Source organism: Kushneria sp. AK178, assembly GCF_053903105.1.
This window is the reverse complement of the sequence record NZ_CP096381.1, coordinates 101,441-120,321: the sequence shown is the minus strand read 5'-3', so window position 1 is coordinate 120,321 and position 18,881 is coordinate 101,441. Positions and strand designations below refer to the sequence as shown.

At 63.3% G+C, this 18,881-nt stretch carries 19 protein-coding genes; 11 read left to right on the top strand and 8 right to left on the bottom strand.

The window, feature by feature from the left end; genetic code table 11:
- Positions 1-139 precede the first annotated feature (139 nt).
- Genes M1D97_RS00540 through M1D97_RS00525 form a run of 4 tightly spaced genes read left to right on the top strand, consistent with a single transcriptional unit; the run spans position 140 to position 4,004 of the window.
- Positions 140-1,135 carry a tripartite tricarboxylate transporter substrate binding protein gene (locus M1D97_RS00540; protein ID WP_456268794.1) on the top strand — a complete coding sequence of 332 codons (996 nt, stop codon included), beginning with the start codon at positions 140-142 and terminating at the stop codon, positions 1,133-1,135.
- Between the two features lie 47 nt (positions 1,136-1,182).
- Complete coding sequence (locus tag M1D97_RS00535) at positions 1,183-1,686, top strand: tripartite tricarboxylate transporter TctB family protein (protein ID WP_456268793.1); 504 nt, start codon at positions 1,183-1,185, stop codon at positions 1,684-1,686.
- Between the two features lie 6 nt (positions 1,687-1,692).
- The gene (locus M1D97_RS00530) at positions 1,693-3,216 is read left to right on the top strand and encodes a tripartite tricarboxylate transporter permease (protein WP_456268792.1); all 1,524 of its coding nucleotides are present in this window, start codon (positions 1,693-1,695) and stop codon (positions 3,214-3,216) included.
- A complete protein-coding gene (locus M1D97_RS00525) occupies positions 3,216-4,004 on the top strand; it encodes an HpcH/HpaI aldolase family protein (RefSeq protein ID WP_456268791.1) in 789 nt (262 codons plus the stop codon). Before M1D97_RS00530 ends, M1D97_RS00525 begins: the two co-directional genes overlap by 1 nt.
- 54 nt (positions 4,005-4,058) lie before the next feature.
- On the opposite strand, the gene rep is transcribed toward M1D97_RS00525, so the two are convergent.
- Entirely contained in the window at positions 4,059-6,110 is a 2,052-nt protein-coding gene (rep, locus tag M1D97_RS00520; protein ID WP_456268790.1) for a DNA helicase Rep, read from the bottom strand.
- Between the two features lie 119 nt (positions 6,111-6,229).
- On the opposite strand from rep, the gene M1D97_RS00515 reads away from it, so the two are divergent.
- A complete protein-coding gene (locus tag M1D97_RS00515) occupies positions 6,230-6,811 on the top strand; it encodes an STN domain-containing protein (protein ID WP_456268789.1) in 582 nt (193 codons plus the stop codon).
- 55 nt (positions 6,812-6,866) lie between these two features.
- On the top strand, positions 6,867-7,373 hold the full coding sequence (locus M1D97_RS00510) for a GNAT family N-acetyltransferase (RefSeq protein WP_456268788.1): 507 nt from the start codon (positions 6,867-6,869) through the stop codon (positions 7,371-7,373).
- Here the strand turns inward: M1D97_RS00510 and trmL are convergent.
- The 3 genes from trmL to pyrE form a co-directional block, all read right to left on the bottom strand.
- Positions 7,325-7,795 (bottom strand): tRNA (uridine(34)/cytosine(34)/5-carboxymethylaminomethyluridine(34)-2'-O)-methyltransferase TrmL, encoded by a 471-nt coding sequence (gene trmL / locus M1D97_RS00505; RefSeq protein ID WP_456268787.1) that lies wholly within the window; start codon positions 7,793-7,795, stop codon positions 7,325-7,327. The genes M1D97_RS00510 and trmL overlap by 49 nt on opposite strands.
- Positions 7,796-7,895: 100 nt before the next feature.
- Positions 7,896-8,447: a YfaZ family outer membrane protein gene (locus M1D97_RS00500; protein ID WP_456268786.1), complete on the bottom strand. Its 552-nt coding sequence runs from the start codon at positions 8,445-8,447 to the stop codon at positions 7,896-7,898.
- A 175-nt stretch (positions 8,448-8,622) separates the two neighbouring features.
- On the bottom strand, positions 8,623-9,270 hold the full coding sequence (gene pyrE / locus M1D97_RS00495; protein WP_456268785.1) for an orotate phosphoribosyltransferase: 648 nt from the start codon (positions 9,268-9,270) through the stop codon (positions 8,623-8,625).
- An 84-nt stretch (positions 9,271-9,354) separates the two neighbouring features.
- Between pyrE and M1D97_RS00490 the strand changes: the two genes are divergently transcribed.
- Complete coding sequence (locus tag M1D97_RS00490) at positions 9,355-10,116, top strand: exodeoxyribonuclease III (protein WP_456268784.1); 762 nt, start codon at positions 9,355-9,357, stop codon at positions 10,114-10,116.
- Between the two features lie 127 nt (positions 10,117-10,243).
- Here M1D97_RS00490 and rph read toward each other — a convergent pair whose 3' ends face one another.
- Positions 10,244-10,966 carry a ribonuclease PH gene (gene rph, locus M1D97_RS00485; RefSeq protein ID WP_456268783.1) on the bottom strand — a complete coding sequence of 241 codons (723 nt, stop codon included), beginning with the start codon at positions 10,964-10,966 and terminating at the stop codon, positions 10,244-10,246.
- Positions 10,967-11,091: 125 nt separating this feature from the next.
- On the opposite strand from rph, the gene M1D97_RS00480 reads away from it, so the two are divergent.
- A complete protein-coding gene (locus tag M1D97_RS00480) occupies positions 11,092-11,958 on the top strand; it encodes a YicC/YloC family endoribonuclease (RefSeq protein ID WP_456268782.1) in 867 nt (288 codons plus the stop codon).
- Between the two features lie 63 nt (positions 11,959-12,021).
- On the opposite strand, the gene M1D97_RS00475 is transcribed toward M1D97_RS00480, so the two are convergent.
- Complete coding sequence (locus tag M1D97_RS00475) at positions 12,022-12,936, bottom strand: MBL fold metallo-hydrolase (protein WP_456268781.1); 915 nt, start codon at positions 12,934-12,936, stop codon at positions 12,022-12,024.
- Positions 12,937-13,053: 117 nt separating this feature from the next.
- Here M1D97_RS00475 and M1D97_RS00470 point away from each other — a divergent pair, with 117 nt between their 5' ends.
- Positions 13,054-13,755: a CPBP family intramembrane glutamic endopeptidase gene (locus M1D97_RS00470; protein WP_456268780.1), complete on the top strand. Its 702-nt coding sequence runs from the start codon at positions 13,054-13,056 to the stop codon at positions 13,753-13,755.
- Between the two features lie 242 nt (positions 13,756-13,997).
- Here the strand turns inward: M1D97_RS00470 and M1D97_RS00465 are convergent, their stop codons facing one another.
- Positions 13,998-15,155, bottom strand: a complete 1,158-nt coding sequence (locus M1D97_RS00465; protein ID WP_456268779.1) for an MFS transporter — start codon at positions 15,153-15,155, stop codon at positions 13,998-14,000.
- A gap of 270 nt (positions 15,156-15,425) precedes the next feature.
- Between M1D97_RS00465 and M1D97_RS00460 the strand changes: the two genes are divergently transcribed.
- A complete protein-coding gene (locus tag M1D97_RS00460; protein WP_456268777.1) occupies positions 15,426-16,319 on the top strand; it encodes a LysR substrate-binding domain-containing protein in 894 nt (297 codons plus the stop codon).
- On the opposite strand, the gene M1D97_RS00455 is transcribed toward M1D97_RS00460, so the two are convergent.
- Entirely contained in the window at positions 16,316-16,483 is a 168-nt protein-coding gene (locus M1D97_RS00455) for a hypothetical protein (RefSeq protein WP_456268776.1), read from the bottom strand. The two genes, M1D97_RS00460 and M1D97_RS00455, sit on opposite strands and share 4 nt — an antisense overlap.
- A 246-nt stretch (positions 16,484-16,729) precedes the next feature.
- On the opposite strand from M1D97_RS00455, the gene M1D97_RS00450 reads away from it, so the two are divergent.
- Positions 16,730-18,832 (top strand): hypothetical protein, encoded by a 2,103-nt coding sequence (locus M1D97_RS00450; protein WP_456268775.1) that lies wholly within the window; start codon positions 16,730-16,732, stop codon positions 18,830-18,832.
- Positions 18,833-18,881 lie beyond the last annotated feature (49 nt).

The following is an 18,881-nucleotide window of genomic DNA, read 5'->3' as shown; positions in this document are numbered from 1 at the left end:
TTGCGCGCATCTTCGACCTTGTCATCAAAGACCATGGTCGGATTGGTTCAATCGATTGAATTGCGTTTAATCATATCAAATCTCAACGCGGCGGCTGACCTGCCGCACTTCTTTCCTGTTCCACCACAGGAGCACCAACATGGCTCATGCACTCTCCGGAATGGCTCTGATGACCGCCGTCACGCTGGGCACCCTTACGGCTACCAACATGGCACAGGCCGGTGAGGCGGCCTGCGAGTGGACGCCCGACCGCGCCGTCACGATGATCGTGCCCTGGGGAACCGGCGGCGGTACTGATGCCAACGCCCGGCGGCTGGCCAGCCTGCTGGAACAGGAGATGGGCGCGCCCTTCAACGTGGTCAATCGCACCGGCGGCAACGGCGTGGTCGGCCATACCGCGTTGGCTCGAGCACGACCGGATGGCTATACCATCGGTGCTGCCACCATTGAACTGTCCACCATGCATCACCTGGGGCTGACACCCCTGACCTGGCAGGACGCCACGCCGGTCGCGCTGGTTGATCAAAACCCTGCCAGCGTTGTGGTGAAAGAGGATGCTCGCTGGGACTCTCTGGAAGCCCTGCTGGAAGAAGCCAGAGAAAATCCTGGTGAGCTGACCGCCTCGGGCACCGCTCAGGGCGGTATCTGGCATCTGGCGCTGGCCGGTATGTTACAGGCCGAAGGTCTGCCCCCCGATGCCATTCGCTGGGTCCCAAGCCAGGGGGCATCACCGGCAATGCAGGAGCTGATGGCAGGCGGTGTCGATGTTGCCACACCGTCGCTGTCGGAAGCGCAGCACCTGGTCGAACAGGAGGAACTCAAGGCGCTGGCCTACATGAGCGATACGCCCAATTCGAGCCTGCCCGATGTACCGCTAACCTCGGACGTGCTCGACAGCGGCTGGACACAAAGCGCCTTCATGACCATTAGCGGCCCCGGGGATCTGCCGGAAGAGATGACCTGCTCCTACGCCCGGGCCATCGAGAAGATTACCCAGAGCGATGAATGGGCCGAATTCAAGGCCAGCCGCGGCAGCGAAGTGGTATTTGAGGGCCCCGAGCAGACGGCCGAGCTGTTTCAAGAAACCGATCAGCAGCTGGGTGACGTGATTAACGCCATTGGCCTGGCTCGATAGCGTCCACTAAAGGCATGACTGGCAGAGTCAGACGAGAGGGCAGGACGATGGTACGCACCGATCTATGGTCCGGACTTTTGCTGATGCTGTCTGGTGCGTTGATATTCTGGCGCGCCTCGACCTTTCCAAGCATGGCCGGCCTGCCCTATGGGCCCGACCTGTTTCCCTCGATTGCCGCCGGTGGGCTCACGGTCTGCGGCATTTTGTTACTGCTCTCGACCCTGCTGGCACGACAACGCGCAACGACCGCGAAAAACGCGCCCGGCAACCACGACGCTTCCTCGAATCATTGGGTACCGGAGCGGCGTCGTGCCGGGGCACGACTTGTGGCTTTGGTGCTGATCGTGGCCGGGTTTGGCCTGGCCCTTGATTCGCTGGGCTTTCATCTCACCTCGCTGCTTGCCATGACTGCCACGGCCCTGCTTTTCGGACTGAATGCGCCACGGGCGCTATGCCTGTCGGTGCCTCTGACATTCGGCGTACACCTGCTGTTTTACTCGCTGATGAATGTCCCGCTGCCCTGGGGCGTCCTGACACCGCTGGCCTGGTGACCCCGCATGGAACTCGATACGCTCTTTCGCCTCCTTTCACCCCAGTCGCTGACCCTGCTGGCGCTCTGTACGCTCTACGGCACCCTTGTTGGCGCCATGCCGGGCCTGACGGCCACCATGGCAGTGGCGCTGCTGGTGCCCTTCACCTACTTCATGGACCCCTTGATGGCCATCAGTGCCATCGTGGCCACCACCACCACGGCCATCTTCGCCGGCGATATCCCCGGCGCCCTGCTGCGCATTCCGGGAACGCCGGCCTCGGCGGCCTACGTTGAGGACGCCTACCGGCTGTCGAGTACAGGAAAATCGCGCTCGACCCTGCTGGTCTCGCTACTGGCCGCCTCGATCGGGGGACTTGTCAGTGTCATCCTTTTGGCTCTGATCGCCCCTCAGCTGGCTCGGGTCGCCATCGGGTTTTCAAGCTATGAGGTGTTCTGGCTGGCCACCCTGGGGCTGAGCTGTGCGGTCATGACCAGCAATGCCTCGGTGATCAAGAGCTTTGCCAGCCTGTTTATCGGGCTGTTCATCGCCTCGATCGGCATCGATGTTGCGGTGGGCCATCCCCGGTTCACCTTCGGCTGGTATGAACTCTTTGATGGCGTCAGCTTTATCCCGGCCATCATCGGCCTTTTTGCGCTTAGTGAGATTCTGCGCGCGGTCAGTACCGGCAAGCGACAGCCGCCCCCTATCGAGATACGCGAAACCCTTTCCAGGGCCTTCAGGGAAACCTTTGCCACCCTGGCACGCTATCGTCGCAACGTGGCGCGCTCGAGTGTTTCAGGCACCCTGATCGGCGCCCTGCCGGGGGCCGGTGCCGATATCGCGGCCTGGATCTGCTATGCCTTTTCAAGACGCTTTTCGCGCCACCCGGACCGCTATGGAAAGGGGCATATCGAAGGCATCGTCGATGGTGGATCGGCCAACAATGCCGCCATCGGTGGCGCATGGACACCGGCACTGGTCTTCGGTATCCCGGGAGACAGCGTGACGGCCATCGCCATCGGTATTCTGCTACTCAATGGACTGTCGCCCGGGCCACGCATCTTTACCGACAATCCGGAAATCGTTCAGACCCTGTACGGCGCCTTTGCGCTGACCAACCTGCTGATGATCCCGATCGGCATCGCGGTCATCGCACTCTCGAGCAAAATTGTGCGCGTCCCTCGTCGCGTACTGATGCCCATCGTGCTGCTCTTCTCGCTGGTAGGCGCCTACGCCATTACCAATTCGGTCGTGGCCGTCTGGATCGTTCTGGTGCTGGGCATTCTGGGCTACGCCATGGAAGCCACCGGGTTTCCGCTGGCACCTGCCATTCTTGGCATCGTACTGGGCGGTATTGTCGAAGAGAACTTCATGACCTCGATGATTAAATCGCAGGGCAATCTGCTCGCCTTTTTTGAGCGCCCCTGGGCGGCTGCACTGGGCGCTCTCACTCTGATGGTCTGGATTTTCCTGCTCGGTCGAGCACTTTATGAGGGCTACAAGCGACAGCGTGTCCTCTCCCTCAATGCACCCAAGCGAGAACCTTGATGACTTCCTTCAACCCGACCCGCCAGGCCCTGGAACAGGGCCGCACCGTCAGCGCGCTATGGCTTGAAAGCGCCAGTCCCGAAATTGCCGAACTGGCTGTACATGCCGGCTGGAAAACCATTCTGGTCGATAATGAACACGGTATTGCCAGCCTCGAGCATACGGCCCATCTGCTGCGCGCCGTCGAGGCCGCCGGGGGTGACGTTGTTCTGCGTATACCGGCCGAGGATCCAGCCTATCTGAAAAGGATACTGGACATGGGGGTGCGCTCGATCATGGTGCCCATGATCAATTCCGCCGCACAGGCCCGTGCCATCGTGGATGCCTGCCGCTATCCGCCGCAGGGCAATCGCGGCTATGCCGCGCCCATTGTGCGCGCTTCCCGCTTTGGTGCCATAAGCGACTACGCCCGCCTCGCCAATGACAACCTTTTGCTGATCGTGCAGATCGAACACATCGATGCCCGTGAAGAGATCGAAGCCATCGCGGCGGTTGAAGGCATCGACATGCTGTTTATCGGCCCCAACGATCTGGCAGGTTCCATGGACCGGCTGGAACAGCTGGAGGACGCCGACGTTCGTCAGACCATACAGGCTCTGGAAGAGCGCATTACGGCCAGCGGCTGCTGGATGGGCACCATCACGGCGCCGACTCGAGACATCGATACGCTATCAAACGCCGGATACCGCTTTGTGGCCGGCCCCAACGACATCGCCATCATGGCTAACGCCCTGCGCAGCGAGGCCACTCGCTGGCGTGAGCTGTCCGATGATTTTGATCCCGGTTAAAAGCCAGACGGAGAGTGCCATTACTGTCTCGCTAACGACGTTATGGAGAAGTTTTCACCCCAAAAGCGAGCGCAACCCGGCAATGGCGCTCTGGCCGCGCTCGCGTTTCTTCTCGGGGTCTTCCTTGTCGGCGCGGCCGTACCACTCGAGATCATCCGGCGGCAGCTCATCAAGAAAGCGACTGGGCGTGCAGTTCATCATCTCGCCGAACTGCTTGCGCTGCTGGGCCAGCGTCAGCGTCAGGGTCTGGCGGGCGCGGGTAATGCCGACATAGGCCAGCCGGCGCTCCTCCTCGATGGTGTCCAGCTCGATCGAGTTGCGGTGCGGCAGCAGCTCCTCCTCCATGCCCATCACGTAGACGTGCGGAAACTCGAGGCCCTTGGAGGCGTGCAGGGTCAGAAGCTGCACCTTGTCGGTGTCATCCTCCTGAGCCTGCTGATCGAGGATGTCGCGCAGCACCAGCCGCGAGATGGCGGCTTCTACATCGTCGGTCTCCTGGGCCACGTCGTCGCCCTCGTCGGTGTCGCGCTGCATCGATTTCTCGAGCTGATCGATCAGGATGTGGATGTTGCCCATGCGCTTTTCGGCCACGACCGGGGCGCTGGCGTTCTGATACAGCCAGGCCTCGTAGTCCATCTCGGTAAACATCTGCCGGATCGCGGCGATGGCGTCGCCCTCGTCCATGCGCCGGCGAATGCCGTCGAGAAAGTGATTGAAGCGCCCCAGCCGGTCGACGGCGCGCTCGGAGAGCACGTGCGACAGCCCCATCTCGCTGCAGGCCGCAAACAGGCTCACCCTGCGCTCCTGGGCGTAGTTGGCGAGTTTTTCAAGCGTATTGGGGCCGATCTCGCGGCGCGGCACGTTGACGATGCGCAAGAAGGCGTTGTCATCGGCCGGGTTGATCAAAAGACGCAGGTAGGCCATGGCGTCCTTGATCTCGTTGCGTGAGAAAAAGGAGGTGCCGCCGGAGAGCTTGTAGGGAATCTGGTGGTGCTGAAGCTTGAGCTCCAGCAGCCGTGCCTGGAAATTGCCGCGATAGAGCACGGCAAAGTCGCGCCACTGGGCGTTCTCCTTGATGCGCCGGGTGAGGATCTCGGTGGCGACCCGCTCGGTCTCGGCCTCCTCGTTGCGGTTGACGATGATGCGGATCGCCTCACCGCGGCCCTTGTCCGACCACAGCGTCTTTTCATAGACGTGGGGATTGTTGGCAATCAGGGTGTTGGCGGCCTTGAGGATCACCGAGGTGGAGCGGTAGTTCTGCTCCAGCTTGATGACGTTGAGCGAGGGGAAATCCTCGCCCAGCTGCACCAGGTTCTCCGGCCGCGCGCCGCGCCAGGCGTAGATCGACTGGTCGTCATCGCCCACCACGGTGAAGGTCTGACGCTCGGCCATCAGCATGCGCACCAGCTGATACTGGCTCGAGTTGGTGTCCTGATACTCGTCCACCAGCATGTAGTGGATGCGGCCCCGCCAGCGCTGCAGCACCTCGGGGTGACGCTCGAACATCGTCGCCGGCAGCATGATCAGGTCATCGAAATCGACCGCGTTATAGGCCTTCAGGTGGCGCACGTAGTGCTCGTAGATGCGCGCGCAGTACGCCTCGTCCTCGGTCTCGGCGTGGGACAGCGCATGGCCCGGCAGGATCAGGTCATTCTTCCAGTTCGAGATCTGGCTCTGCACCCGGTTGATCTGGTCGGCATCGATCTGGGCGTCCTTTTGCATCAGATCGCGCAGCAGCGCCTTCGCATCTTCCGGGTCAAACAGCGAAAATCCGGGGCGCAGGCCCAGCGTTTTCAGCTCCGAGCGGATGATGGTCAGCCCCAGGGTATGGAAGGTGGAGACCGTCAGGCCGTGGCCGCTGCGGCCGGGCAGCATCGACTGCACACGCTCCTTCATCTCGCGGGCGGCCTTGTTGGTGAAGGTCACCGCGGCGATGCGCCGGGCGCTCATGCCGCACTCATGTACCAGATACGCGATCTTGGTGGTGATCACGCTGGTCTTGCCGGAGCCGGCGCCGGCGAGCACCAGACAGGGGCCATCGATGTATTTCACGGCCTCACGCTGACGCGGATTGAGGCCGCTGATGCGGTGGCGAATATCGGACATGGGAACAACCTGATGGAAGGCAGATGACGCAAGCACGTCATGATACATCCTGTGCCCGTGCCTGTGCTGTAATGGCGGCACTCGAATCGACCACCCATCACCGCCCAGGAGAGAAACACATGCGTGATCAGGGGCTTGCCCGGCGTGTCCGACAGCGTCCTTTTCAGGCAGGCGCCGGGGCACTGCTGGCCGGTGCGGCCATGGCGTGTGCCCTGCCGGCCAGCGCGGCCTGTCAGGTTCAGGCGATGGTCTATGACTATCCCGAACAGCGCCTTGATGAGGCGCTGCAGCAGTTCGCCCATACCAGCGGCTGCCCGGTCGAGGTGGATGACGCGCTGCTGGAAGGCCATCGGGCGTCGGCACTCGACGGCTCGTTCACCCCGGATGCGGCGCTGATCCAGCTGGTGCGCGGCTCGGGGCTGGAAGTTCATCTGGACAAGGGCCACTATCGCATCAATCAGAGCGACCGCGAGCGCATCGATGATCTCATCGAGACGTTTCGCTACCGTATCGGCAACGCCCGGGGCGATGGGACGCTTGGTCCGCACGATGCCGACGCTCTCATGACCCAGCTTGATGCCATCGAGGCCCAGAGCGATCAGCTCATTACCGAGCAGGGGTTTCTGAGCGCGGCCGAACGGGCCGGCTACGAGCGCCTTTTTGCCTGGCTGGAAGGGCGTCTGGCCCCCGCCGGCTTCTGATCGATTCCCCTCCGGGGCGCGATCATTTGAGGCACAACAACAAAAGGGATGACCCATGAAGATTGTGCAGGATGACCTGAGCGGTGACGCCATCACCGCGCTGATTCATGAACACGTGACGGACCTGGCCGGCCACTCCCCGGCGGAGAACTGCCACGCCATGCCCCTCGAGGCGCTGCGCGCCCCTGATGTGACCCTCTGGAGCGTCTGGGAGGGGGACGCGCTGGCCGGCTGCGGCGCGCTCAGAACGCTCGACGAGACCCACGGCGAAATCAAGTCGATGCGCACCGCCAGCACCCATTTACGCCGCGGGGTGGCGGCCAAACTGCTCGATCACATCATCCGGGAAGCCCGCGCGCGCGGCTTCAAGCGTCTGAGCCTCGAGACCGGCCCGCAGGATATCTTTGCCCCGTCACGCAGTCTCTACGCCCGCTTCGGATTCGAGACCTGCCCGCCCTTCGGCACCTATCTCGAAAGCCCCTACAGCGTGTTCATGACCAAAACGCTTGAGGATCAGGACGGCAACGCCCCGTCAAAGTCGAATTGCCGCCAGGCTTCGTAAACCAGCACGGCGCAGGCATTCGACAGGTTGAGGCTGCGGCTGTCTTCGCGCATGGGAATGCGCAGACGCTGATCTTCGGGAAGAATGTCGATCAGGGGCTGCGGCAGGCCGCGGCTCTCCGGGCCGAACAGCAGCACATCGCCGGTGTGATAGGCCACACGGTCGTGCCGGGTGCGCCCGCGAGTGGTGATGGCCAGCACCCGTTGCGGCGCGAGGGCGGCCATGAAGGCGTCCAGCGAGGCATGCACCCGGACGCGCGCCCACTCGTGGTAGTCCAGCCCGGCGCGACGCAGGCGCTTGTCATCGAGTTCAAAGCCGAGCGGCTCGATCAGGTGCAAACGAAAGCCGGTATTGGCACACAGCCGGATGATATTGCCGGTGTTGGGGGCAATTTCCGGCTCGAACAGGGCGATATCCAGCATGGCGGGCGTGGCCTCCAGGTCTGCGATCGGTATTGCCGGGAACCAACGACAGCGGGCCCGGCACAGAGGCCGGGCCCGCTTGCATCAGACGTTCGCTGGTTTAGAAACCGACGGAGACACCCAGTTCCGGACCGCTGAACAGCGTCTTGTTGCTGTGATCGTCGAAATCGGCGCGGTAGTAGCGATAGCCCACATAGCCGTAGGTCTGGGCAAAGAGCGTGGCACGGGCGCGGGCGCCGTACTCGTAGCTCTTGTCGATATCGCCGTGGCTCAGCCCGGTGGGCGTGACGAAGCCGTAGCCACCGACGCTGACGCGCGGAATCGGGGTATCGACATAGGCCGAACCGCCCAGCCCCAGGCCGCCACCGTTGCCGTAGTGGGAATCAAAATACTGATAGCGCCCGCCCAGCGAGATATCCACGCCCGGCACGTAGGGTGAAAACATCAGCTGACCGGAATAGGTCTTGGTGTTGTCGCCGCTGCGATCCGTGCTGTAGTAGCCCAGACCCGCACTCCAGCCCGGCAGCAGGGACTGGTTGATCTGAACGCCGTGAGAGTCCTTGCCGCCGCTGGCCGACAGGCTCAGGGCCGACGCGTTCAGGCTGGAAAGCGCCAGGCCGGTACCCAGTACCGAAATGATGATCTTTTTCATGTTGAAATCCTTGGCTTGCTGCCCCGCCAGGGGCAGGCGCTATCAGAGAGGAGTCCGTTCGCCTGCGGGAATACAGACCGGTGTCGACCGGTACATTGTGCCATCATGAGGACATGAATCGACATGATGTCATCTTTTTTATTAAGGCCACCTTACCACCGTCTGAAGCCGTGCGCTAAACGCCGTAGCGTGCGCGATACGCTTCAATGGCGCGGGCATGCGGCTCCAGGGCGTCATCGGCCCGGGTGTCGAGATACTCGAGAATGCCCGCCAGCGTGATGATCGGCACCACCGGGATATTGTAACGCCGGCGCACGTCCTCGATGGCGCTGATGTCACCCTGGCCGCGCTCCTGGCGATCCAGCGCCACGACCACCCCGGCGGCGGTGGCCCCGGCCGCCTCGATCAGCGCCATGGATTCACCGATGGCCGTGCCGGCGGTGATGACGTCATCAATGATCAACACGCGGCCGGACAGCGGGGCGCCGACCAGCGAGCCGCCTTCACCGTGGTCCTTGGCTTCCTTGCGATTGAACGACCAAGGCAGATTGCGGTCATGATGCGTGGCCATCGCAATGGCCGTGCTCGAGGCCAGCGGGATGCCCTTGTAGGCAGGGCCGAACAGGAGATCGAACTCCAGACCGCTGCGCTGGATGGCACCGGCATAGCAGCGACCCAGCACTTCCAGTGCGGCACCGGTGTGGAAAAGGCCGGCATTGAAGAAATAGGGACTGACACGCCCCGACTTGAGAGTGAATTCGCCAAAGCGCAGCGCCTGCTCGCGGATGGCAAATTCAATGAATTCCCGCTGCTCGTCAAACATGTCATACCCTTTTCTTGTACCGGCTCTTTACCCAAACCTGTCAGGCTCGGGTATCATACACGCGCGAAAAACAAGGGACCACGTATGAAAATCGCCAGTATCAACGTCAATGGCATGCGCAGAGCCGTGGAACGGGGCTTTCTCGACTGGCTGAAAGCGCAGGATGCCGACATCGTCTGCGTGCAGAACCTGAAGACCAAAAGCTTCGAGCTGGACGACTCGATCCTCTATCCCGAGGGCTATGAAGGCTATTTCCTGGACGCCGAACAGGACGATTTTGCCGGCGTGGGCATCTACTGCCGCAAGATCCCCAAGGCGATCATGTACGGTCTGGGCTTTGAGCAGTGCGACAACGAAGGGCGCTTTCTGCAGGCCGACTACGAGCGCTTCAGCGTGGCCTCCTTTCTGATGCCGGAAGACCCGCACGCCAAGCAGCGCTTCATCGCGCAGTACAGCGACTACCTCGGCAAGCTGCGCCGCAAGCGCCGCCAGTACATCATCGCCGGCAGCTGGTACATCGCCCACAAGACCATCGATCTCGACCACTGGTCCGAACACCAGAGCACGCCCGGATTTCGCCCCGAAGAGCGCGCCTTCATGGATCAGGTCTTCGGCCCGATGGACTTTGTCGACACCTTCCGCGAAGTCGAGCGCAACGCCGGTCATCACACCTGGTGGCAAAAGCTCGACAGCGAGGTGCCGCGCAAGCGTCAGGACGGCTGGCGCATGGACTACCAGATCACCGGGCCCGACCTGGCCCGCACGGTCAAAAGTGCCTGGATCGACCGCGACGCCGATTTCAGCGAGTTCGCGCCGCTGATCATCGAGTACGATCTGGAGCTCTGACAGATCGCCCGATCACGTCAATGTCGTGATCGAGCGTCCCTGCCCCGGTCCCTTCGCGCCACGGCGCCGACAGCTCTCGCTGCCGGCGCCGTGTCATTACTGCCGTGTCTCAAGCGGCGCGTACCGCTCAGCTGACCACGCCCAGCGCCTCGCGCTGACGCGCAAAGAGCTGCTCGCAGCCGGCTTCGGCCATATCCATCATGGCGTTGAGCTCGGCGCGCGAGAACGACTTCTGCTCGGCGGTGCCCTGCACCTCGATGATGCCGCCGTCGGCGGTCATGACCACGTTCATGTCGGTCTCGGCGCGCGAGTCCTCGGCGTAGTCCAGATCCGTCACCGCCTGCCCCTTGTAGATGCCCACTGACACCGCGCTGATCAGCTGCTTGAGCGGATCGGTGGTGATCTGCTTGTTGCGCTGCAGCGACTGGAGCGCATCGACCAGCGCCACGCAGCCACCGGTAATCGCCGCCGTGCGCGTGCCGCCATCGGCCTGGAGCACGTCGCAATCGATGGTGATGGTGAACTCGCCGAGCTTTTTCAGATCCACTGCCGCGCGCAGGCTGCGCCCGATCAAGCGCTGAATCTCGATGGTGCGTCCGCCCTGCTTGCCGCGGGCCGCTTCGCGACCGCTGCGGCTGTGGGTCGCGCGCGGCAGCATGCCGTATTCGGCGGTGATCCAGCCCTGACCCTTGCCGCGCAGCCAGCGCGGCACACCGGCTTCCACGCTGGCCGTGCACAGCACCTGGGTATCGCCAAAGGCGACCAGCACCGAGCCTTCGGCGTGCTTCGTGTAGCCGCGGGTCAGGGTAATTTCACGAGTCGCCTCGGGGGCACGTCCACTGGGTCGCATGACATTCTCTCTACTGGTAAAAATGAAAACACAAGAAACGATGGGCCGGGCATCTTACACGCCTGCCTGCGCCATGAACGAATCGTTTAGACTGATCGCTTTCACCTCTCATGCAAGGATGACCCATGGCACGCAGCATGACCGCCTTTACCCGCCAGACGCTGGATGCCGACTGGGGCAGCCTTGCGCTGGAACTGCGCTCGGTGAATCAGCGCTATCTCGACCTGCACTTTCGCCTGCCCGAAGCGCTGCGGGATCTGGAAGCGCCGTTTCGCGACGGCCTGCGCGGGGCGCTGTCGCGCGGCAAGATCGAGTGCTCGCTGCGCTTTGAACGCGCCCGGAGCAGCGGTGACGGCCTCGACATCAACGTCGAACACCTTGAAGTGCTGATGGACACCCTGACCCGCCTGCGTCGCCACGCCCCGGAAGCCTCCATGCCGAGCCTGCTGGAGCTTCTGGATCACCCCGGCATCGCCCGCGGCGGCGAGATCGACATGGACACCGTCCGCGCCGCCGCACTTGGGCTGATGTCACAGGCGCTGGAGGACTTGAACGCCGGCCGCGAGCGCGAAGGCGAGCAGCTCTGCGATCTGATTCGCGAGCGCCTGACCGGCATTCGCGCCCAGGTGGAGGCAGTGCGCGCCCACCTGCCGGCCGTGCTGGAGCGCCAGCGCAGTCAGATTCTGGAGCGTCTGGAGAGCGTCAGGGCCGAGCTTGACCCCAACCGGCTGGAAGCGGAAATGGCGCTGATCGCCCAGAAGGCAGACGTCGCCGAAGAGCTCGACCGGCTGGAGACACACGTCGGCGAGGTTGAGCGCCAGCTCAATCAAAAGGGCCCCATCGGGCGGCGGCTGGATTTTTTGATGCAGGAACTGAACCGCGAAGCCAACACCCTCTCCTCCAAGGCCGCCGTCACCGACACCACCCGCTGTGCGGTGGAGCTCAAGGTCCTGATCGAGCAGATGCGCGAGCAGATTCAGAATCTCGAGTAATCATTTATCTCTTCCATGGCGTCGCCGACTCCCTGCTCCACGAGTCACGACGCCAGACTTGCGCTACTCCCACTCGGCCCCGTCCAGCGCCTCCAGCGGTATCTTCAGATAGCGCCGGCCGTTTTCTTCGGGCTCCGGCAGGCGCCCGCCGAGAATGTTGACCTGCAGCGCATGCAGGATCAGCTTCGGCATCGGCAGCTCTTGATCGCGCTTCTGGCGCAGTTCGACATAGGCCGCCTCGCTGCTGTCTTTCAAACAGTGCTTGTTGGTGTCGCGCTGCTCGCGCACCGTGCTCTCCCACTGCGGCTCGCGTCCGTCGGGCATGTAGTCGTGGCCGGTGAAGAGCCGGGTATCGTCCGGCAGCGCCAGAATCGCCTGGATCGAGCGCCACAGCTGATGGGCACAGCCGCCGGGGAAGTCGGCGCGTGCGGTACCAAAGTCGGGCTGGAACAGTGTGTCGTGCACGAAGGCGGCATCCCCGATCACATAGGTGATCGAGGCCGGCGTATGGCCCGGCGAGTGCATGACGCGGCACTCGATGTCGCCCACCCGGAAGGTGTCGCCATCATCGAACAGCCGGTCCCACTGGCTGCCGTCGTCTTTCAAATCCGGCCAGTTGTAGATCGTTTTCCATAACGCCTGAACCCGAGTCACCGGCCGGCCGATGGCGGTCGGTGCGCCGGTGCTGTCATGCAGATAGCGCGCCGCGGAGAAGTGATCGGCGTGCGGATGCGTGTCCAGAATCCACTCGACCTCAAGCCCTTCGCGCTCGATATAGGCCAGCAGCACATCGGCCTGCCGCGTGGCGGTGGCGCCGGCCTTCTCGTCAAAATCGAGCACCGGGTCGATGATGACGCAGCGCCGCGTGGCGGGGTCGGAGACCACGTACTGAATGCTGAAGGTGCGCGGGTCGAAAAAGCCGGCGACGTCGGGGCGGGCGCGCTCGGCGTCTCCTGGAGAGAGGGCAAAGGTCTTCATGGCAGCTCCTTGCAGGGCAACGCTCCCAGTCTAGCGCTCTTTTCCATCGCCCTGTTCTGCACTGTCTTCAGAAACGAGTGCTACCCTGCCTGGATTCCCGCTACCGGAGCCCGGGTCATGACCACGCCCCGTCCTGTCTACCATCCCCCTGCACGGCAGATCCTTTTCGGCCTTGTAATGTTCGCCGGCTATCTCGCCAGCCAGTTTCTGAGCGTGCAGGGGCTGCAGCTTGTCATGAGCGCTGCCGCCTTTGCCGAGCTCATCCAGGGGTATGGTTTCGCGGTGATTCTGGCGCCGTCGCTGATATTGATGCTGGCAGGCTTTTGGGCATGGCGACGCTGGTTTTCTACGCAACCCACGTTTGTCGGTCAGTTCACGCGGGGCGATGTCGCTCGTGGCATCGGCCTGGTGCTTTTGGTTCAGGTTTTGGCGGCGGCCGTCAGCGTCTGGCTGGAGATGGCGCCCGAGGCGTTCATGGCCTCGCTGTATGACAACAGGAGCGTTTGGCAGAATCTCATCATGGTGGTCTGCGTGCTGATCTGGGCGCCCATCATCGAGGAGCTGGCCTTTCGTCACTTCCTGATCGCAAGAATCGATGATCAGCCGCGGGGCTGGCGCGTGGCGCTTTTGATCGCCTTCAGCGCGCTGTGTTTTGCCGGGCTGCACATGATCCAGTATCACCACCTGCTCACGTTTGTGGCGCTTTTTGGCTGGGGGCTGGTGCTGGGCTACTACCGCTGGCGCACCCGGGGTCTTTTGCTGCCCATGCTGCTGCATGCCTTCATCTCGAGCATCGGCCTTGTCGGGGCGCTGTTTTAGGCACGATCCCTTTCACCTGCCGCCGTGACCGGTTACCGATCCGTGCTAACGCTGTCATGGATAGCGACGCACCATGGCACCGTTTTGCATACAACAACGCGGCGACGTTCAGGCATGACCAACAGCATCAGACTCGTTTTCCCCACCATGCCGAAGCCAGCCGCAGTTCGCCGCCTGATGGCGATGCCGGCCTGCCGACAGACGCAGGATGGGATACCGGCATCCCCGCGGCGCCCCCACGTTCAGGTATACCGCGCCCGAAACAGCACGCCGGTGACCAGCGATACGACGGCCGCCCCGGTAAACACCATCATCAGGCTCGTGGCACTGGCCAGATAGCCTGCCAGCGCGGGCCCTGCCACGTTGCCCAGGGCATAGACCGTCAGCACCGCCGTAAAACTGATGCTCGAGATGTCGGGATACAGCCGCTGGCTGACAAACGAAAAAATGGCGCTCAGGCTCATCAGGCACAGCCCCTGCAGGGCAGCAGAGGCAATGACGCCCATCCAGAGCGTCGCGGCGAAGGCGATGAACAGCAGGGAGGCCGCAGAACAGAGAAAGACGCCCTGCACCAGACGACGCAGACCGATACGACGCTCAACATCTGCCGTCAATAAACCGACGATCCCGCCGGCACCAAAGGCCATGAACAGTACGGCGCCGGCCCCGTCAGCCTGCAGACCGGCCAGACCTCCCGTTGAATCGATCTGATCCACGGCAAACGACAGATAGATGCCGTTGGTAACGCCAAAGGACACGGCAATCCAGTAAATGGGCCGAATGGCCCTGTTCATCAGTCGCCTGAAGGTTGCCGAATCAAGGGACGACGCCGTCGTTCGAGGCAGCTGACGCAATACCACCAGGTTATACACGGCACACGACAGCGCCAGAGCGGAAAATCCGAACCAGATGGCACGCCAGTCCCAGCCCAGCAGTGCCACGGCCAGTGCCAGAACACCCGCCCCGGCAATACCGAACGTAGTCCCCGTACTGACCATCGACAGCACGCGACCATGCCATTTTTCAGCAATCGCGCGGCCCACGGCGTCATTGAAGGGTGACCAGCACAGCCCGGCGCTGGTGGCCGCCAGAACGATGCCGGCGGCAAATACCAGCGTGTTCTGCGTGCCGGCGACAAGTGCCATACCGATGGCGGCGGCCAGCGAGCCGGAGACCACCGGCACGCGCGAGCCGTGGCGGATGACAAGACGGGCGGACACCAGCAGCGCAAGGAAAAAGGCCGCAAAGGCACTGCTGGCGATCAGGCCGGCATGGGCGGTACTCAGCGAAAACACCTCGCGAAACTGCGGAAGAAACAGCCCGTAGCCCATTCGGGCCGGCCCGAAGGCGATAGCGGTACACAGCGCACCACCTGCGGCGATGGCCACGGTGCTTCTCATGTCGGCTCGACTGGTTTGTGTCACTTCCGGGCTTCTCCGTGATCAATACCTGACGTTATCGGCTGCCCCTGGAACACCGCGTGATCGACATGGGGGCGGCCGCCCTTCCTTCACCCCCCTCAATCCGCCGCCTCGACACGCGGAATCGGCCTGCGTGCCGTTTCCTGGCACGCCACTCACTGAACGGATAGGGCAACGTTGTCAGGGTAGGCGCTGCCATGTGATTATTGAATCTATAATTAAACCAGCCTGTGTATAGAAAAGTTAAACATGGCCGATCGAACGCTGGATATCGAACTGCTCCGCACGCTGCACATGGCGGGGTCGCTGGGCACGCTGCGTGCCACGGCCACACGCCGACACTGCACGCTCGGTGCGGTCAGCCAGCAGATCAAGCGGCTGGAGCAACAGCTGGACCGTCAGCTGCTGGTGCGCTTCAAGACCGGGGTACAGCTCACCACGGACGGCGAGCAGTTGATCGCGCAATCGCTTGCGCTGCTTGCCGAACACGACGCGCTGCTCGAGCGGCTCTCGCACCGATCGACACAGGGCACTGTTCGCCTCGGCCTGCCGGACGACTATGTCCCCGGGGTACTCGATAGCCTGCTGCCGGCTCTTCGACGATCGATGCCCCGCGTCCGACTCCAGGTCACAACGGCCAATAGCCTAGAACTGCGCCGGACCGTGGAACGGGGTGAACTCGACCTGGCGATTGCCCTGTACGCCGACAGGGAAACACCGATGCCCGGTCCTCCCCTCTGGCGCACGCAACCGGTCTGGGCGGGGTCGACCTGTCACGAGCTGCACCAGCTGAACCCGCTACCGCTGGCGTTGTATCCCACCGACTGCACCTATCGAGCCATTGGCCTGGCCGCGCTGAACGAGAGCGGCCGACGCTGGGAGACCGTCTTTGCCAGCACCAGCGTGACCGCGATCGAATCGGCCGTCCGCAACGGCCTGGCGGTCAGCGTGCTCAATCGGGAACGGCTTACCGGAGAGATGCAGATCCTGGGGGCCAGAGAAGGCTTTTTACCGCTGCCGGAATGTCTGGCCTGTCTGATCGAGTCGCCGGAAGTGGCCACTCATGACAGGGCCGCCGTGGATCTGGTCAAACATCGACTGCAATCCTCCCGTCTGATCCAGGACGTCAGGCTGGCGGGCTAGCATGTCCGTCCACCAACGACCTGCTTGACGCTCACGCTCGGGCCGGCGCCCTGAACGAAGACGATGACTTGCGCGACGCCCGGCCATGACCAGAAGAGCGTCTGCTCACCCTTGTGGCGCTTTTCGGTCAGGGACTGGCACCAGAACTGTCCATGCTGCTGCATGCCTTCCTCTCGAGCATCGGCTTTCGGCGCGCTGTTTTAGTCGTCTCTGTCCGGGCGTTGCCTGTGCCTTCTACCTTCGCCACAACTTCATCGAACATTTCTAATCTCTGCTAACGTTTCCGCCGGGCCTGTACTTCAAAAGTGGGCCCGGCATGGCTGCGTGGCATTGTGGCAGCAGTCTTCTGACGGGCACCCGTAACTGACGCAGCCCCTCAGGAAACAACAGACAAAAGCAAAGGGATATTCATGGCAAAACGATACATGCAGGGCGTTGCCGGCACCGCCTGCGGCCTCGCCGTACTGACGCTGACGGCCTGCTCTGCGCCGCACTCCCGGGACACGCTGACGGCACAGGGATTCGACACCCGGGATGACACCTTCGCCACGCCCTATATCGACACGGACGAAAGGCGCACCGAGCCCGTGCCGCACCGCTACGTACACGGCGGTTTCAAGGGCACCGACACGCGCTTTTCGTACTATTTCCCGCCGAGGGAGGATTACGAAGGGCGTTTTTTCCAGCATGTGACGCCCACACCGATCAGCGAAACCCTCGCCCGGGAAGCCGCAGCGGGCGCCGACAACAAGATCGGCTTCTCCGCCGACAGCGGCGCCTATTTCGTCGAGACCAACGGCGGCGGTCAGGGCCAGGGGAATGATCCGACCCTCGCCGCCTACCGCGCCAACGCGGCCGCGGCGCGGTTTTCCCGCCATGTGGCCCGTCAGGTCTACACCAACGACGAGCGCCCCTGGGGCTATGTCTATGGCGGCTCAGGGGGCGCCTTTCGCACCATCGGCAGCCTCGAAAACACCGACGTCTGGGACGGCGGCGTCCCCTATGTGCTCGGCTCGCCCATGGCGATTCCCAACATGTTTACCGTGCGCATGCAGGCGCTTCGCGTGCTCGACGACCAACTGGCGCAGGTGGTGGACGCAGTCGATCCCGGCGGCAGCGGCGACCCGTACGCCGGTCTCACCGAGCGCGAGGCCGAGGTCCTGCGCGAAGCCGACAGGATGGGCTTTCCGCTGAAGAGCTGGTACGCCTACGAGTCCATGGGCCTGCACGGCTTTGCCGCTCTGTACCAGGGGGTCCGGGCCGCCGATGCCGCCTATTTCGAGGACTTCTGGACGCAGCCCGGCTATCTCGGTCACGACCACCCCGACTATTTCGACGAGGCGCGCATCGAATTCGCCTCGACCGTGGCCGAACCGATCACCCGGCGCGAGGCCCATGATCTCGGCCTGATGGAAGCCCCCACGGACGGCGATGCCGCGGGCGGTGTCGACAACGCCTTCGAGGGCGAGGCCAGCGCCGAGGATATCGTCGGTTTTCGTCTCGAGGACACACCGCCTGACGTCACCTTCGTCGCGGGCGATCTTGACGTCGAGAACGGCGAGAGTGCCGGGCAGTCACTGCTGGCAACGGACATCGTCGACGATATCGTCATGCTCGCCGACACCGGACAAAATGCGGCCGAGGCGATCCGCCCGGGTGACCGGGTGACGCTCGACAACAGCAATCTGCTCGCCATGGAGAGCTACCACCGCCACCAGGTGCCGCCCGAAGGCTACCCCGTGTGGGACCAGTTCCGCGATGACAGTGGCGAGCCGCTCTACCCGCAGCGCCCCATGCTGCTCGGCCCGCTCTTTGCCGGCAACACGGCCGGCGGGGAGATCACCGGCGAGGTCGATGAAAGGATGATTCTCGTGGCCTCGCTGTGGGACCGTGAAGCGCTGCCCTGGCAGGCGGACTGGTACCGCCGCCAGGTCGAGCAGCATGCCCGGGGCGACGATCGCGTTCGACTCTACTACGTCGACCACGCCCTGCACGGCGATGACCCGAACGCAGTGGATGACCCCACGCGCGTTGTCAGCTACATCCCGGTCCTCCAGCAGGCGCTGCGCGAACTGGCGGCCTGGGTCGAACACGACAAAGCGCCCCCGGCCAGCACCGGGTATCGCATCGACAACGGCCAGGTGCATGTGCCCGGCACGGCGACGATGCGGCAAGGGCTGCAGCCGGTGGTCAATCTGAGCGTCAATGGTGGCGAACGCGCCGACATCCAGCCCGGCGACCAGGTGACGCTGACCGGCACCATCGAAACGCCCCCCGGCGCCGGTGTCGTGATGGACGCCCGGTGGGATTTCGGTCAGGAGGAGACCGCCTTCCCGGTCGAGGCCGGGATCCAGCCCGACCAGACGCAGGTCACGCTCACGACCACCCGCACCTTCGACCGGCCCGGCACCCATTTCGTGGCCCTGAAGGGTGTCTCCCGGGTGCAAGGGGATGAGAAAACGCCCTACGCCCGGATGGAGAACCTGGCGCGGGTGCGCGTGGTGGTGCACTAACCCGGACGGCATCGGGTGTTCGGCCATCTCGAAGGAGAAGGCCGAACAC